The sequence below is a fragment of the Prochlorococcus sp. MIT 1342 genome (genome assembly GCF_047304495.1).
GTDB lineage: Bacteria > Cyanobacteriota > Cyanobacteriia > PCC-6307 > Cyanobiaceae > Prochlorococcus > Prochlorococcus marinus_D.
In genome coordinates this window covers 2,354,911-2,370,332 of sequence record NZ_CP138957.1, presented here as the reverse complement: position 1 = coordinate 2,370,332, position 15,422 = coordinate 2,354,911, and the positions used below count along the sequence as shown (strand labels likewise).

The 15,422-nt window shown below is 52.4% G+C and carries 15 protein-coding genes; 7 read left to right on the top strand and 8 right to left on the bottom strand.

Annotated elements, in window-relative coordinates; genetic code table 11:
• Positions 1-2 precede the first annotated feature (2 nt).
• Positions 3-1,334 carry a glycosyltransferase gene (locus tag SIB79_RS12075; RefSeq protein WP_063404285.1) on the bottom strand — a complete coding sequence of 444 codons (1,332 nt, stop codon included), beginning with the start codon at positions 1,332-1,334 and terminating at the stop codon, positions 3-5.
• Between the two features lie 24 nt (positions 1,335-1,358).
• The gene (locus tag SIB79_RS12070) at positions 1,359-2,966 is read right to left on the bottom strand and encodes a SpoIID/LytB domain-containing protein (protein ID WP_081215692.1); all 1,608 of its coding nucleotides are present in this window, start codon (positions 2,964-2,966) and stop codon (positions 1,359-1,361) included.
• Positions 2,967-3,029: 63 nt separating this feature from the next.
• On the opposite strand from SIB79_RS12070, the gene rpmI reads away from it, so the two are divergent.
• The 3 genes from rpmI (at position 3,030) to SIB79_RS12055 (ending at position 5,156) form a co-directional block, all read left to right on the top strand.
• Entirely contained in the window at positions 3,030-3,227 is a 198-nt protein-coding gene (rpmI, locus tag SIB79_RS12065) for a 50S ribosomal protein L35 (protein ID WP_011129435.1), read from the top strand.
• Between the two features lie 72 nt (positions 3,228-3,299).
• Positions 3,300-3,647: a 50S ribosomal protein L20 gene (gene rplT, locus SIB79_RS12060; protein ID WP_063404289.1), complete on the top strand. Its 348-nt coding sequence runs from the start codon at positions 3,300-3,302 to the stop codon at positions 3,645-3,647.
• Positions 3,648-4,592: 945 nt separating this feature from the next.
• Positions 4,593-5,156: a tetratricopeptide repeat protein gene (locus SIB79_RS12055; RefSeq protein ID WP_063404293.1), complete on the top strand. Its 564-nt coding sequence runs from the start codon at positions 4,593-4,595 to the stop codon at positions 5,154-5,156.
• Here SIB79_RS12055 and SIB79_RS12050 read toward each other — a convergent pair.
• Positions 5,124-5,651 (bottom strand): hypothetical protein, encoded by a 528-nt coding sequence (locus SIB79_RS12050; protein WP_063404295.1) that lies wholly within the window; start codon positions 5,649-5,651, stop codon positions 5,124-5,126. The genes SIB79_RS12055 and SIB79_RS12050 overlap by 33 nt on opposite strands.
• Before the next feature lie 88 nt (positions 5,652-5,739).
• Here SIB79_RS12050 and SIB79_RS12045 point away from each other — a divergent pair, with 88 nt between their 5' ends.
• The 4 genes from SIB79_RS12045 (at position 5,740) to SIB79_RS12030 (ending at position 9,236) form a co-directional block, all read left to right on the top strand.
• Positions 5,740-6,570 (top strand): thiazole synthase, encoded by an 831-nt coding sequence (locus SIB79_RS12045; protein ID WP_063405300.1) that lies wholly within the window; start codon positions 5,740-5,742, stop codon positions 6,568-6,570.
• A gap of 67 nt (positions 6,571-6,637) precedes the next feature.
• Complete coding sequence (gene psb34 / locus SIB79_RS12040) at positions 6,638-6,805, top strand: photosystem II assembly protein Psb34 (RefSeq protein WP_011129430.1); 168 nt, start codon at positions 6,638-6,640, stop codon at positions 6,803-6,805.
• Positions 6,806-6,864: 59 nt separating this feature from the next.
• Positions 6,865-8,061: an NAD-dependent epimerase/dehydratase family protein gene (locus SIB79_RS12035; protein WP_063404297.1), complete on the top strand. Its 1,197-nt coding sequence runs from the start codon at positions 6,865-6,867 to the stop codon at positions 8,059-8,061.
• 29 nt (positions 8,062-8,090) lie between these two features.
• The gene (locus SIB79_RS12030; RefSeq protein WP_041384827.1) at positions 8,091-9,236 is read left to right on the top strand and encodes a glycosyltransferase family 4 protein; all 1,146 of its coding nucleotides are present in this window, start codon (positions 8,091-8,093) and stop codon (positions 9,234-9,236) included.
• Between the two features lie 35 nt (positions 9,237-9,271).
• Here the strand turns inward: SIB79_RS12030 and mrdA are convergent, their stop codons facing one another.
• The 5 genes from mrdA to cbiD all read right to left on the bottom strand — a co-directional run bounded on the left by mrdA (position 9,272) and on the right by cbiD (position 15,356).
• Positions 9,272-11,074 (bottom strand): penicillin-binding protein 2, encoded by a 1,803-nt coding sequence (mrdA, locus tag SIB79_RS12025; RefSeq protein WP_063404299.1) that lies wholly within the window; start codon positions 11,072-11,074, stop codon positions 9,272-9,274.
• Between the two features lie 5 nt (positions 11,075-11,079).
• Positions 11,080-11,481, bottom strand: a complete 402-nt coding sequence (locus tag SIB79_RS12020; protein WP_011129426.1) for a hypothetical protein — start codon at positions 11,479-11,481, stop codon at positions 11,080-11,082.
• A gap of 15 nt (positions 11,482-11,496) precedes the next feature.
• Complete coding sequence (locus SIB79_RS12015; protein ID WP_063404301.1) at positions 11,497-12,108, bottom strand: hypothetical protein; 612 nt, start codon at positions 12,106-12,108, stop codon at positions 11,497-11,499.
• Positions 12,109-12,577: 469 nt separating this feature from the next.
• Positions 12,578-14,164, bottom strand: coding sequence for a glutamine-hydrolyzing GMP synthase (guaA, locus tag SIB79_RS12010; protein WP_011129424.1), 1,587 nt, complete (start codon positions 14,162-14,164; stop codon positions 12,578-12,580).
• A 40-nt stretch (positions 14,165-14,204) separates the two neighbouring features.
• A complete protein-coding gene (gene cbiD / locus SIB79_RS12005) occupies positions 14,205-15,356 on the bottom strand; it encodes a cobalt-precorrin-5B (C(1))-methyltransferase CbiD (protein ID WP_063404303.1) in 1,152 nt (383 codons plus the stop codon).
• Positions 15,357-15,422 lie beyond the last annotated feature (66 nt).

Genomic DNA, 15,422 nt, shown 5'->3' with positions numbered 1-15,422 from the left:
ATTCAAACCTGAACAGGCTGTTGGCCATGATGACTGGTCTTGGCCCACACCAAACTCTTCGGGAACAGTGCCATCCGTACTGTGACCCAAGGGATGACCACAAACCAGTGAGACAAATAAGTAATCGCCACCACAAGATTCCACGGGGTTGGTGATGGCAAAGCAGGCCCATCACTGATGCTCCTACAACCGCGCCAGTAAGCCATCCCTGAAATGCTGAAGGCCACGATCGAAAGGGGCCAATAGGTTGGGATAGTGCGTGTCAACAATGTGGTGAACAAATCAGCGAAAGACACCACTGGGAGGGCGTATTGAAGGAGGAAAAAACAAGCCAAATCACGACGCTGAGCCAGAGTTAACTTGCTGGACATCAAGACTGGCCAGTAGTCAAAAAATCGCTGCAATCCACCCTCGGCCCAACGTTGCCGTTGTCTCCAAAGAGCTGACAAACTCTCCACTGCCTCCTCCTGCACTGGAGGGTTCCAGACAATCCCGACCAAAGCTCCAGCTGTAAGTAAACGGAAACTCAGATCAAGATCATCTGTGACCGTATTTTCATTGAATCCCCCACAAGCCTCAAGCGTGGAGCGTTGAATCAACTGGCCATTTCCACGCAGCTCAACCACGCCTCCCCCCGCTAAGCGTCCTTGTTGAATCAAGGCATCCATAGCCATCTCCATCGCCTGAACCCTGGTGAGCAGATTGTGCTGAGAGTTGATCACCGCCTTACGCAACTGCACAGCAGACCACCCACCCTGTTGGGCAAATAACACCAGACGCTGGAGCAGGTCATCCTGCAACTGGGCATCAGCATCAAGAATCAAAAGCCATTCCCCCTGAAGCTGCTGGAGTGCTGCATTAAGAGCTCCAGACTTTCCGCCGCCTGCTCCAGCAGGACGATGAATCACGTTTAAAGAAGGAAACTGCTGCTGCAACTCATCCAGTAGAGCTGGCGTTCGGTCCTGACTACCATCATCAATAATCCAAGTAGACAGCTTGCCCTTGGGATAGTTCAGACCGGCGAGACGTTCCACCAACCGATCAACCACAGCTTCCTCATCCCTGGCAGCGACCAAAACATCAACGCTGGGCCAGACATACTCAGCAGAGGGCTCAAGCCCTATTTCATTGGCATTGGCAGACGAGTGCTGCCGATCGCGCAAGACCGTGCGCAGACCATACCCTCCCAAGACAAAAGCCAGCGTAATTGCAGGCAAAAGACTTCTACCTGCTTCCAACCAAAGGTGGGGTGCGGCACCAGCCCAACCGCAAGCAATCAAAAACAGGGCTGTCTTGCCGCGTCGATAATCCCCAATGACAGCGGCGGCGGCCATGCATAGACCCGAAGTCCAGTGACTCTAAGGGGCATCCTTCATCTCAGGCAAAGGTCCATAGGTCGTTCCTGGGTAGTAATGACTAAGAATCTGTTCAGTTGTCCAGCCCCGACGGGCCAGATCAACTGCTCCGGCTTGTGAAAGCCCAGCCCCATGGCCAAAACCACCGCCAGAAAGTTGCCAAACTCCGACACCAACTTCCTCAACCACGAAGAGAGTGCTTGGCAACTGACGCAAATGACGCCGAATACCGTCTAATCGAAGCACCACAGGGGACTGATCGCCTTCATCACGTATCTCCAAAGACAAGACCCGACCACTTGGACCCCGTTCAAGAACAGTCAATCGCTGGGGCATTGACAAGCTAGGCGCCACCAAACGCAAAGCTTGTTTCAACTGTTCAGCAGTCAAAGTACGGGTCCAACGAAAACGGGGATGACCCTGGCCATAAGCACCATCGGAATTATCCAGCAATGACTTCACGACAACTCGTTCTGTAAGTGGCAAAAGGAATCGATCTACCCATCCAACAGATCCATCCAACTGAGCCCTTAGGTATGGAACAGACTCCATGGACCAAGCTTCAGAACCAGCGGCCATCACACCACCATTGCTGGCGTGATACACAGCATTGATCGGTTGCTCCTTCCAGCTCAACACCTTGCCAGCAGTGCTCACAATCGCCTGGCGAACTCCAAAACTGGCCTGCCTTGGATCGCTGTAAACCTGGCACTGAGTGTCACTGCACAGATGGTATCCATCAAGGGCAAACCGATGGCTATTGGCAAGCGCCCAGGTCCTAGCCAACACCGTCTGAGCAGCTAATGCTGCTGATGGAGCGCCCGCTCCAATCTCATGGGGCACCACTCCTTCCAGATACCTCTCCAGGGGGACATGTTCCACCAAAGTCCAGCTTCCGTAGGCATCAACCTGCAGTTGAAACGGCCCCAAATACACCCCACCCTTCCAACTGAGGCCATCCGGAGCATCAATCTGAATCGGACCCACCAAGCTGCGATCACCACTGTCCCCCTGAATGACAGGCTGCACAGCTGTAGAGACGATGCCCTGCCAAAGACGAATGTCCACTCCTGGGAGAGGTTGTACCCCTTGCGGCGCCCACACTTCCCATTCGCTTGGATGAGCCACCACTGCCGCAACGCCCAGCTCTCGCCACTGCGATGCAACCTGCTCCGCCGACTCGAAACTGGCGTATGGACCAGCCACCTGACGTGACAACTGGAGGGGCTCCTCGAGAGCTACCAACCGCCAGGTGATTGTGATAACTGGAGCCCGCTGCACATCACCGCGCGCATCTTTGAGCAATAAGGGCTGATGCCCAGCACTGATCAAACGTAATGATGGAGCTGAGCGACTCGACGTCGTTCCCTGTCCCAAATAAGGCTGCAAAGCCACCCACAAAGACCTACCTGACATAGGAACCGGCGGAGCTTGTACCGCCTGATGAGTAGGCATACCAACAGAACCAACTGGTGGAATCACCTCTTGGGCGTCACAGCCCACCGTGCACACACCAAGCAAGACCAAGGCGCCACTCATGACTTGCTTTGAGCGAATCAGCGAACGATGAAAAGTCTTGGCCAATGCTTCCCCTCGGCAAACACCCATCATGCGAAATTTGGCTTCTGGCAGGTCTTAATCGTATGGTTGTCGTTTGTGCGCAGACCGTCAGAGATGCCTAAGCTCAAGACCCGCAAAGCTGCTGCCAAGCGGTTCAAGGCAACTGTCACTGGCAAATTCATGCGCCGTCGTGCATTTCGCAATCACCTACTGGACCACAAAAGCCCGAAATTAAAGCGCCATCTCGCCACCAAAGCCGTTGTAGATGAACGTGATGCGGAGAATGTGCGTCTGATGCTCCCTTACGCCTAAAGACCAAGCTCAACTAACAGGTCTTATTACAAGCTCTGATCTGATTTCATTCCCTTCTTGATTTCTTAAACCATGGCCCGCGTCAAAAGAGGCAACGTTGCCCGCAAACGTCGCAACAAAATTCTTCGACTAGCCCGCGGCTTTCAAGGCAGCAATGGAAGCCTCTTCCGCACAGCCAATCAGCGGGTCATGAAGGCTCTTTCCAATGCCTATCGCGATCGGCGGCGGCGCAAACGTGATTTTCGTCGTCTCTGGATTGCTCGCATTAATGCAGCCGCTCGGATCAATGGAGTCAGCTACAGCCGCCTGATTGGTGGCCTTAAAAAAGCCGACGTACGCATCAATCGGAAAATGTTGGCCCAACTGGCAGTCATGGATCCAAAAAGTTTCACGAGCGTGGTTACCTCCGCCAAGAGCTGATTCACTTTTTGGCTTATCAATACACATAGTCAACAGAAACTCCAATCTGAAGATCTTTCTGGATGCCTAGCCAAAAAACTTTCATCTGTGTTTAATGACCAGAGCATCTTGAACTCTTGATAGGGCTTGTTTTTCTCTACCGTCTATTGCTTTTGAGGATCATCCAATCCATCAAAGCTAAAAAATCATCAAGACATCAAAATCAGTTCTGGCTTGATAGCTGAGCAAGCCTTAAACCTGACTCCAAGGCTTGCCGTTGCGCTGACGGCTCCAAGCCAATGTGGGCAATACTCATACTCCTGTATGTAAGAGAGCGCGGTCTTCGCTGATCGGCTTGCTCAGGCAAAATCTCAATGGCCTATCCAAACTTCAGACATGCAGCCACGAAGACTGTGATCACTCTGCTGAACTGAGCAAGCCCGTTCAGCAGCAATTGGTCTCAAAAAAGCAGAGAACAACCATGAATGTGCCGATCAGAGGAGGTACTGCAATAGGAGCTAGAAGTCGGCTGATGTTCTGAAGCCAAGGGATTTGCAGCGATGGGTCCAAAACACACAAGCAGGACTAAGACCCTACGCTACGTCTCTCTCATGCTCGAGAGCAATGAATCTGACGTGCTGATGCACGCAAAACGTCCTATACCTAATCTGCTAATCCAGCCAAGACTAGTTCTCGTCTGAGAAGATATCAAACCATCAAATGGTGGGAGCTACTTTGAAAAGATGGTTGGAAGCCTCTAACCCCTCAGTGCTGATCTCTAACGAAGCGCAAATTTCCCGCAAGTGCCTAACTCAATATCGATGAAGCTGCAGAGCAAACTCTTTGAGCCATTGGGAAAATGGTTTTTCAACCAGAAAAGCAGATGTTAAAAGTTCAAAGTCAATTCGACTACTTACTCGATTTGACTGCAAATGCCAACTCATCACTAAGAACTGCCCCTAAACCATGAGCGCCTTCCTGCCAGAAACGCAAACCTACCTAATTGGCCTAATCGGTTTGCTCGCAATCGTGGCTGTCATCGTGGGCAGTCAAGTTTTCAAGACTCAACGCGACGAACGGGCACTGATCCGACTTGAAAAAAGTGGAGCGGGCTCTTCCAAAGAGGCATCCAAACTCTATGAACTGGCATCTGTACAGCTGCGTAAAAGGCTCTATCCCCAGGCCATAGCATCCCTGCGCAAGGCCTTGAAGCAACTGACTGGTGAACCAGATGAAGCCAAAGCTCTGATCGAAAATGCCCTTGGGTTTGCACTCGCGGCTCAAACAGACTATTCATCTGCAGTTAGTCACTACCAGTCAGCCCTAAAAGCCAAGGCTGACTACCCCGTAGCACTCAACAACCTTGCCTTTGCTAAAGAGCGCCTTGAGCAAGATGCTGAGGCCTACGAGCTGTATCAAAAGGTGCTCAGCCTGGATCCCAAGAACAAGACAGCGCGCAAAAACCTCAAGCGATTGGCAAAAACACAACCAACAAACTCACCAGAGCCCGCGGATGGGCAAGGGTTCTGATGCCTGTACTGAACAGGAGCTGTTTAAGTCGAGCATGCCGCCCTTATTGGTAAGACGAGGTGCCTGCCAACCCACCATTGTTAACTCCTGAAGGCCGATAAAAAAACCACCTGGCTCCACTCCAGGAATCAACTGATCTGAAAGTGGTAGCAACTCCAGCTGATCTGACTTGGCATTCAAGTTTCCCTGCACAGGAGTTGTAACGCTGCCAAGACGCATCTCTCCACGCAGATCAATGATCTGACCAATCGGTGTGAGCTTGGACAGCTCCAAGTTCACATCAACATTTGAGCCATCTGCAAAAGACTTGTAAGTGCCACACCACTGGCGTGGCATTGTCTCAGCAAGATCAACGGCGCGCGCTAACGGATCAAATCTCTGAACAGAGCCCTCCACGACCAGCGGCAAAGCCAATTGAGAGGAATCCAAGGGCAAAGTGAGCTCGAAGGGAACCTGACTGTCAATCGAGAGATCCATGGCGAGCAGGATGGGCATGGAAAAACATGATGATGGGGACAAGCTAAGGCCAATCGGCTCAACCGGGACACTCCGCGATGACGTTCCAACAACCTCAACAGCGCCAATGGTTCTGACGCACTCCTCACCTGACCTACTCACAATCGGCAAACGCAACTTCCACAGCCGACTTTTTGCAGGCACAGGGAAGTACCCAAGCCTAAAAGTGATGCAAGAGAGTCTGCGCTCTTCAGGATGCGAAATGGTGACGGTTGCAGTCCGCCGTGTACAGACAATGGCATCAGGCCACGCCGGCCTGATAGAAGCCATCGACTGGTCAAAAATATGGATGCTGCCCAACACCGCTGGCTGTGCAACTGCAGAGGAAGCCATTCGTGTAGCCCGACTCGGCCGCGAACTCGCCAAACTGGCAGGCCAGGAGGACAACAAGTTCGTCAAGCTCGAAGTCATCCCCGACAGCCGCTACCTCCTACCTGACCCTTTCGGCACCCTTGAGGCCGCTGAACAATTGGTAAAAGAAGGCTTCGAGGTCTTGCCATACATCAATGCCGATCCCCTCTTGGCTAAGCGCCTTGAAGAGGTGGGCTGTGCGACGGTCATGCCACTGGGCTCACCGATTGGATCAGGTCAAGGTCTGAGGAATGCCGCCAACATCTCCGTAATCATTGAAAACGCCCGAGTGCCAGTCGTTGTGGATGCTGGCATCGGTGTCCCCAGTGAAGCTGCACAGGCCTTGGAAATGGGTGCCGACGCAGTGCTGGTTAACAGCGCAATTGCCTTAGCCGGAGATCCAATCACCATGGCCGAAGCAATGCGCTGGGCAATTCAGGCCGGTAGGCAGGCTTACAGATCAGGTCGCCTACCCGAACGCACCGCAGCCTCGCCAAGCTCACCGACAACAGGGATTATTACGGAAGCCAAGACTAAACAATTATGAAGGAACGTAACGGAAAAGTTCCTGCAAGCAATCCTGTCCATAGGGTCCGCCGAGTTGTAAGTGTTACATGCAAGTCACCGAGGAAGAGGGTGGTCGACTCAACGCCTTTGCAAGAGAACCCCGTATGGAAGTGATAGCTGAAAAAGGCAGCAGCAACGCCAACACTCGCCTGCTCCTCATCGGTGGAGCCCTGCTTGTGACATCCCTAATCATCGTCAGGATCGCCATAAGCTGAAAAACCTTGTAGTAGCTTGCCCTGACTGAGCGAATTGCTCGTTCCTGCAGGAGTTTGAGTTGAAAGTTTTCGTTCTCGGCGGCGACGGCTTCTGCGGATGGCCTTGTGCAGTCAACCTTGCTGATAGGGGTCACGACGTATTGATCGTCGACAATCTCAGCCGCCGCAAGATCGATATCGATCTTGAAGTCGAGTCACTGACACCAATCACCAGCATTGGTGACCGCCTTAGGGCCTGGCGAGAAATCGGAGGCAAGCCAATTCGTTTTGAGCACCTAGACATCGCCCATCAGTACGACCGATTGGTGACAATGCTCAAAACTGAACGACCCGATGCGGTGGTTCACTTTGCCGAGCAGCGTGCAGCTCCCTACTCGATGAAGAGCAGCTCCACCAAGCGCTATACGGTCGATAACAACGTCAACGGCACTCACAATCTGCTCGCCGCCATCGTTGAAAGCGGCCTAGACATCCACATCGTGCACCTGGGAACGATGGGGGTGTACGGCTACGGCTCGCACCGCGGAGCCACCATTCCTGAGGGATACCTCAAAGTGGAAGTGCCCCAGCCTGATGGCAGCCGTTTCGAGGAAGAAATTCTTCACCCAGCCAGCCCTGGAAGCGTCTATCACATGACCAAGACGCTCGATCAACTGCTTTTCCTCTACTACAACAAGAATGACCAAATCAGGATCACCGACCTTCACCAAGGCATCGTCTGGGGTACCAACACTGAAGCAACCGCTAGGGATCCACGACTAACCAACCGCTTTGATTACGACGGTGACTACGGCACAGTTCTCAACCGCTTCCTGATGCAGGCAGCAATCGGTTATCCGCTCACTGTCCATGGAACAGGAGGTCAAACCCGTGCCTTCATCCACATCTGCGATTCTGTGAAGTGCGTACAACTGGCTCTTGAAAACCCACCGGCTAAAGGCGAACGAGTCAAGATTTTCAACCAAATGACCGAGAGCCACCAAGTGGGTGAACTTGCCAAGAAGGTAGCTGCCCTAACCGGCGCCGAACTAAACCATCTTCCAAACCCACGCAACGAAGCAGTGGAGAATGATCTGATTGTGGATAACCGCTGCTTCATCGAACTTGGACTCAAACCAACCACCCTCGACGATGGCCTACTTGCTGAAGTAGTCGATGTGGCAAAACGCTGGGCAGACCGCTGCGACCGCAGTCGTATCCCATGTGTATCGGCCTGGACTTCGACCCAGGCGGAGGCCATCAAGAACCCCTCCTAAACAGCCTGCCCACACCACCCGCTGAACCAGTGAAGATCGCCTTTTTCACAGAGACCTTCCTCCCAAAAGTGGATGGAATCGTGACAAGACTCACCAAAACGGTGCAGCACCTGGTTGAAGCCGGTGATGAAGTGATGGTGTTCTGCCCGGAAGGCTGTCCTAGCGAATACATGGGAGCCGAATTGATAGGAGTGCCAGCCATGCCACTGCCGCTCTATCCGGAACTGAAGCTTGCCCTGCCCAGACCAGCCGTTGCCGAAGCCCTAGAAACCTTCGAACCCGATCTCGTACACGTTGTCAATCCAGCTGTACTAGGCCTTGGGGGAATTTGGCTCGCCAAAACCAACGGAATCCCTCTAATAGCTAGCTACCACACCCACCTCCCGAAATACCTAGAGCATTACGGCATGGGCATGCTGGAACCCTTACTCTGGGAACTTCTCAAGGCAGCCCACAATCAAGCAATACTCAATCTCTGCACCTCAACAGCAATGGTGGCTGAATTGAGCGAGAAAGGGATCCAAAACACCGCCCTGTGGCAACGCGGCGTGGATACCGAACTCTTTCGACCGGAACTGCGCAACGAAACCATGCGCTTACGCCTTTTGAACACAAACGACGATCAAGGTGCCCTGCTTCTCTACGTAGGGCGGCTCTCCGCCGAAAAGCAAATCGAACGCATCAAACCTGTTCTCGATCGCATACCCGAGGCACGATTGGCCCTAGTAGGCGATGGACCTCACCGCCAACAACTGGAAAAAGCATTTGAAGGCACTGCTACAACATTTGTGGGCTATCTCGAAGGGGAAGAACTAGCCAGTGCATATGCAAGCGGGGATGCCTTTCTATTCCCCTCAAGCACCGAAACCCTTGGGCTCGTTTTACTGGAAGCAATGGCAGCAGGTTGTCCTGTAGTAGGAGCCAATCGTGGCGGAATTCCAGACATCATTACCGACGGAGTCAACGGCTGTCTCTACGAGCCGGATGGAGTGGATGGAGGGTCCACCAGCCTGATCAATGCAACCCGACGACTGCTCGGCAACGATCTCGAGCGTCAAGGTCTGCGCAAAGCAGCCCGTCAAGAAGCCGAACGCTGGGGATGGGCCAGTGCCACACAACAACTGCGGAGCTACTACAGAACAATCCTCGGCCAACCCCTCAACCTGGCCGCCTAAGACCAAACATCAGTGTGTTCTGAGAGTCAGTGCGTTCAACTAGAGCGTGTGCGATTCCAAGCCTGAAGCACCTGCCGTGCCATAGGCAACGCATGGACCGAACCGCCACCAGGAGTGTTCTGAGCAAAAGCAACAACGACGATTTCTGCTGACTGATATGGCGCAAAACATGCAAACCATGCGTGATCAGAGCCACCGGTACTGTCCTCAGCAGTGCCCGTCTTGCCAGCCACTTGCGGAAAGTTGGGCAAATTGAGACCTGAACCAGTCCCATCCTGCACAACCTTGCGCAAACCACGCCGAATAGTCGCCAATGTGGATGGCTTGATATCGACCTTGATGCGGCGCAGTGATGAAGTCCAGTCGATCTCACCATCTGCCAGATGAGGAGTGACCAAAAACCCCCCATTAGCAAATACTGCATAAGCGCGAGCAAGTTGCAAAGGGGTGATCTGAACCACAGATTGACCAATCGAGGCGCTGGCCATGTCCTCGGGAATCCAAGGAGTCGTTCCAGCTTCAGCCCAACCGCGACCTTTAGCCGCCCAGGCCTGATGGCCCACTAAGCCCTTACTCTCCTCATAGCCAATCTCAATCCCAGTGCGGGCATCGAAACCAAGCTTGATGGCGGCTTCATAAAGCGCCTTAGAACCCACACCCACACCCACCTGATAAAAGAAGGTATTGCTGGAAAAGCGCAGCGCATCCTCATAACCGATCGTGCCAAATCCGACACCGTTGTGGTCAGGGAAACAATGCCCCCCATAAGTGATGCATGCCGCCGTCTTTAAACGCACATCAGGCAGAAACTTGCCACTCTCCATGCCCGCCATACTTGTAACAGGTTTCCAAGTACTCCCAGGGTCATAGGCATTCATGGCCCGACTGAGCAATGGCTTGCTCGACGAAGCAAAAAGCTTGTCGTACTCCTTCTGCGTGGTGAAGAGTTTTGAGAAAAAATTGGGATCAAAGGCAGGGCGACTAGCCATGGCGCGAATAGCACCGTTACGAGGGTCGAGTGCTACAACGGCACCGCCAGGCTTATCTTCAAGAGCCTTTTCAGCAGCCAACTGCAAATCAAGGTCCAGTGTGAGAAGGAGGTCTTTACCCGCCTGTGAAGGCTTGTCACCAAGACTGCGCTGCACCTCTCCCATAGCGTTGACTTCAAGCATCTGACCACCCCACTTCCCTCGTAAATGAGGTTCATAGGCTGCCTCTACTCCAATTCGGCCAATGCGATCTCTAATCTCATAACCCTGATCAGCGAGAGTTTTAAACTCCTTTTCAGTAATTGGCTGGGTATAACCCAAAACATGAGCGGCCAAAGTGCCGTGCGGGTAGTGACGGAGTACATCCACATCGACCTGGGCCGCTTCAAAACTGCGAGCCTGCTCTCGAAAACGCAGCACCTGCTCAGGTTTCAAATCAGTTGCCAAAGTGATGCGATAGCCATCCATGCCAACCCCCTGTCGCCTGCGCTGATCTAAATCCTGCTTAGGAAGATTGAGCAACTGAGAAAGACTGTCACGAAGCCCAGGCCAATTAACATCACTCACCAATCGAGGCTGCAAATAAAGGTTGTAGCTGAGCTTGCTTGAGGCAAGTACACGGCCTTGACGATCTAGCAGCCGACCACGAATCGGTGAGCGGGGTACCAAGCGAATCCGATTTTCATCTGCCAACTCTCGGTATCGGGCCCCTTCCAACAGCTGTAACCAGGTCAACCGCGCCACCATGGCACCACTAAACAAAAGCACCAGAGCAAGCAAGACCTTGGGCTGCTGGCCTAAACCACTGTGCCGCTGATTGGCACGTCCCAAAGGCCGCGATCCGCTCATCAACGTCAGCTTTGTTCCACGCCTGATGTTGGCGATTTTTCACCAACATCTTTCTGCAGGTGAAGCTGAAGAGCATCAAGCCGTCCCTCAATCCTGGCCAGCACCTCCAGCAAAATCTGCTGATCCTGAGGGTCTGGGGAATTCACAACGACATCATCAACGGCCACATTCACTGCCATCACAGGATTCCCCAGCCCTGGGCTGACCTGATCTAATCGATCACGTACTGATCGAGCAGCAGCTTCTCCTTCAACACGAAGTTCCTGGAGGGGATCACTTGAGCCCGTAAAAGCTTCCACCATTTTTCTCGCTCCACCACGACGAACCCGATCAACCATCGCCAAGCCAACAGGAAGAGCATCCTGCATCAGGGAAAGGCGAAGGCTGTCGAACGAATCGTCGGCCATGCAAGCCTCAAAGGTCTACCTAACAACAGTTTGCTCGGAAGGGATCAAAAGTGTTGGGCAAGACGTTTGAGACATTCCCATCGACCAGCCCCCAAAACCTGCCAAAACCAATAACGCCACCATTGGTCCCACAGCATGATGCGTTGTCTCCAAGCTGAACCATTCCCTCCAAGACCGCAAAAAACGCTCACGAGCAAAGCGCTTGCGCTCACGAGACTCTTGTTTGAAACGCCTGCGAAAAGACTTCTCGACCCAGCGCTCAAAAGACTGCTTCTTGGTGACCGCCATCTTGCGCTCGACCTCAAGCAACTGGCCAGCTGTAAGTTCAGGGTGAAAAGTGCCGATCAGCTCCAAACTTTTAAGGAACATCTCAACAGCAGCATCCTTGATATCCCTTTGGCTCTCATCCAACAGGGCCCAATCAAGCTCAGGGTAAAAGCGACCACGATTGAGGTTGATCTGGTCTTCACCCAACTGACCGGGCTCCCTTAACCAACGATCGGTGTTGCTGTCAAACCTTCGCCAGTACAGGAAAGGGTTGATATAAACGGTCTTACCCGCAAACTGAATGCTGTCCTGTTGCAAACGGCGATCTAGCTGTATGTCTTGCTGGTGGGCGACGGTCAAAAGTCTCTAGGCCAGTGGCCCAGGTTATCGAGTCATTCTGAGCTTCACCAGTCCCTGATCACCTCAACAGAGTCGACTTTCACTTCAAGGGTGCGAATCAACAAGATTGAGTGATGCAGAGCATTCTCGAAGATGACTTGAGCTCATGCAGCCAAGTCAGAGCAGAGAGGGTTGGCGAACAAGATTCGACGCTAGAAAGATCATCTAATGTTTGTCACCATCAACACATCGGCAATGATTGCCAAATAAGCGAAAGTCAAAGTTGATCATTAGCAGCATGAAACAAACTGATTCAAACAACAATTGACAAGAAAAGTGCAAGCTTATCAAAGGCCAAGATAAATAACATTCTCAATCCAACTAAAATCGCAGAGTTCTTAAAACTGATACCAGAATGTGCAACTCTGCATCACCTCCAATAAAACGTGAAGCCGCAATTTAGAGTGAAGAAAAAAATTTAATACTTAAACTATTCCCACTCAATCGTTCCAGGAGGCTTACTGGTGATGTCAAGCACAACCCTGTTTACACCTCTCACTTCATTGACAATTCGATTGGAGATACGCTCCAAAAGTTCATGAGGTAAACGCGACCAATCCGCTGTCATGCCGTCCTCACTGGAGACACATCGCAGCACAATCGGCCAGGCATAGGTGCGTTTATCCCCCATTACCCCGACAGAGCGAACCGGTAGTAATACGGCAAAAGCCTGCCAAATCTCGTGATATAAACCCGCCTCACGGATTTCCTCTCGCACGATTAAGTCAGCATCGCGTAAGCAATTGAGCTTTTCATCGTTAACTTCATCAAGGATACGAATCGCCAGACCTGGCCCAGGAAAAGGATGACGGCGGACAATCTCCTCAGGCAGCCCCAAAGCACGACCTACCTTACGCACTTCATCCTTAAACAATCGCCTAAGTGGCTCCACCAATTTGAACTGCAAATCTTTGGGAAGACCGCCCACATTGTGGTGGCTCTTGATCTTCACGGCCACCCGCTCTCCTGTTTTCGGATCAATGTTGGTACCAGAACTCTCGATCACATCCGGATAAAGAGTGCCCTGCGCAAGATAATCAAAGGGACCGAGACGATTGCTTTCCTCCTCAAACACCCTGATAAATTCCGTGCCGATGATCTTGCGCTTTTCCTCAGGATCAATAATCCCCTTGAGCTTAGAAATAAAGCGTTGACGAGCATTAATGTATTCAACATTGATATGGAACTTTTGATCAAAGAAATCCATCAAGAATTCAGGCTCCCCTTTACGCATAAAACCCTGATCAATAAACATGCACGTGAGCTGATCTCCAATGGCCTTTTTTAATAGAAAAGCCAAGGTTGAGGAATCAACTCCTCCGGATAAAGCAAGCAAGACCCTTTTCTGACCCACCTGAGCCTGCACCTGAGCAATCGCTTCTTCAATAAATGCAGTGGTCGTCCAATTCGGCTCACAACCACAAATGTGGTAAACGAAGTTTCGAATCAGAGCAATTCCATGGCTTGAGTGCACCACCTCAGGGTGAAACTGAACGCCATAAAACTGACGATTGTGATCAGCAACCGCTGCATCAGGAGTATTGGCTGTATGAGCAAGCCGCACAAACCCCTCAGGCAAATCCCTCACCACATCACCATGGCTCATCCACATCGTGGAGCCACTTTCAACATTGGTGAGAAGGTCCCTAGGGTCCTCGACCTGCAAGGGAGCCTTACCGTATTCAGCCTTGCCAATAGCAGCCTCCACCCGACCACCCAGCTGCTGCACCATTAACTGCATGCCGTAACAGACACCAAGCACAGGAATACCCAAATCCCAAATGTTCGGATCACAAAGCGGCGCTCTCTCGGCATACACAGAGCTAGGTCCGCCACTCAAAATGATGCCCTTCGGGGCAAGCTGGCGAAGCTCATCCGCTGAGGTGCAATAGCTCATTACCAATGAGTAGACCTCTGTTTCTCGCACCCGACGGGCAATCAGCTCTGAATACTGAGAGCCAAAATCGAGAATGACGATTGCCGGCTGGCGCTTACCTTCAGACTGGGAATTGGACATATCAGCGAAAAAGCTCCTCTGGAGTCAACCAACAGAACGTTCAGGGTAGAGAAAGGCTTATCGGTGAATCCTCAGGGGTCACTCCCAAGACAGCCAACTGTTGAGACCCTTGGGGACCAGCCCAGCGCAACCGTCGCTGACGATCGAAAAGAGCTGCCCCAATAGCTATCGACCATGAACCATAACGGGCAAGGTAGGCAGCACTGCGATGCTCCACTGTTGCCGCCAGCCGATACCAAAGCTTGCGTACCAGCTCTGGATCTTGAGCTTCCAGCATCTTCAATGCTGCCTCCATGGAATCAGCCTGGCCAAGTTGCCGGATCAGATCCAACGGCAATCCTTCACGCACAGCCATGGCCGCAAGCACCTCCAAACGACCATCTGCCAGATGGTGATGAGTATGAAAAATCCCCCCTGCCAACTTCACCAACTTGCCGTGATACCCCAACAACAACAATCGCTCCACCCCAGCCTCTGCCGCGGCCACGATGACAGGCCCCAACCAATTGCCAATCTTGAGGAGCGGCTGGGCAGCCAACCCCAACTGTCGAGCTAGATCAAGACCATTCTCACCAATCACCAAAGTCATTGCTCCACAAAAATCTGAAGCGGCACTTTGCCGACGTAGTTGCTCAATGGTCTGCTGCAACTGATCAGGAGAGGCGCTGACCTGCACATCCGCCTGGGTACCAATCAAGGCCAAGCCATCCACAACCCCAAAAGCTGCATTACTGGTACGTGCTGCCAAATCTCTACCCCTAGGCAACACAACTTCCAACTGCAACCCTCGACCCGAAGGCACCAGGGGGTACAAATTACGACTCAAAAGCTCGCGTGCAAATCGAGACACACATGCCTCTCCACCGGACCCCAGCGTGCCAACACCCTTGCCTGCCACCAGATTCAGCCAGGCTTCTGAATGAACATTCAACTCATCATCAACCAACTCCTGCCACTGAACACACACCCAAATTTCCAAACCTCTTGTGAGATCCAGACCTGAACCTGGATCGCAATGGCTGATTGCCAAAGCCTGTTCACCTCCAGCCAAAACCGCTGCCGAGGTGACTGAAACAGCCAAAGGTTCGTCGCGATCAGGCAATTCAAGCAACTGAGAAGCACTGAAAGGCCTGCCAAGCAAAGCTTCGGTAGCAGCTCGGGCCGCAGCCGCGACCCAAACCGGGAGCGTCAACCCCCTTGAATCAGCATCGGCGTGATCGATAAAAAACCCTTGCTTAGGTATTTTTGAGGATGGTTC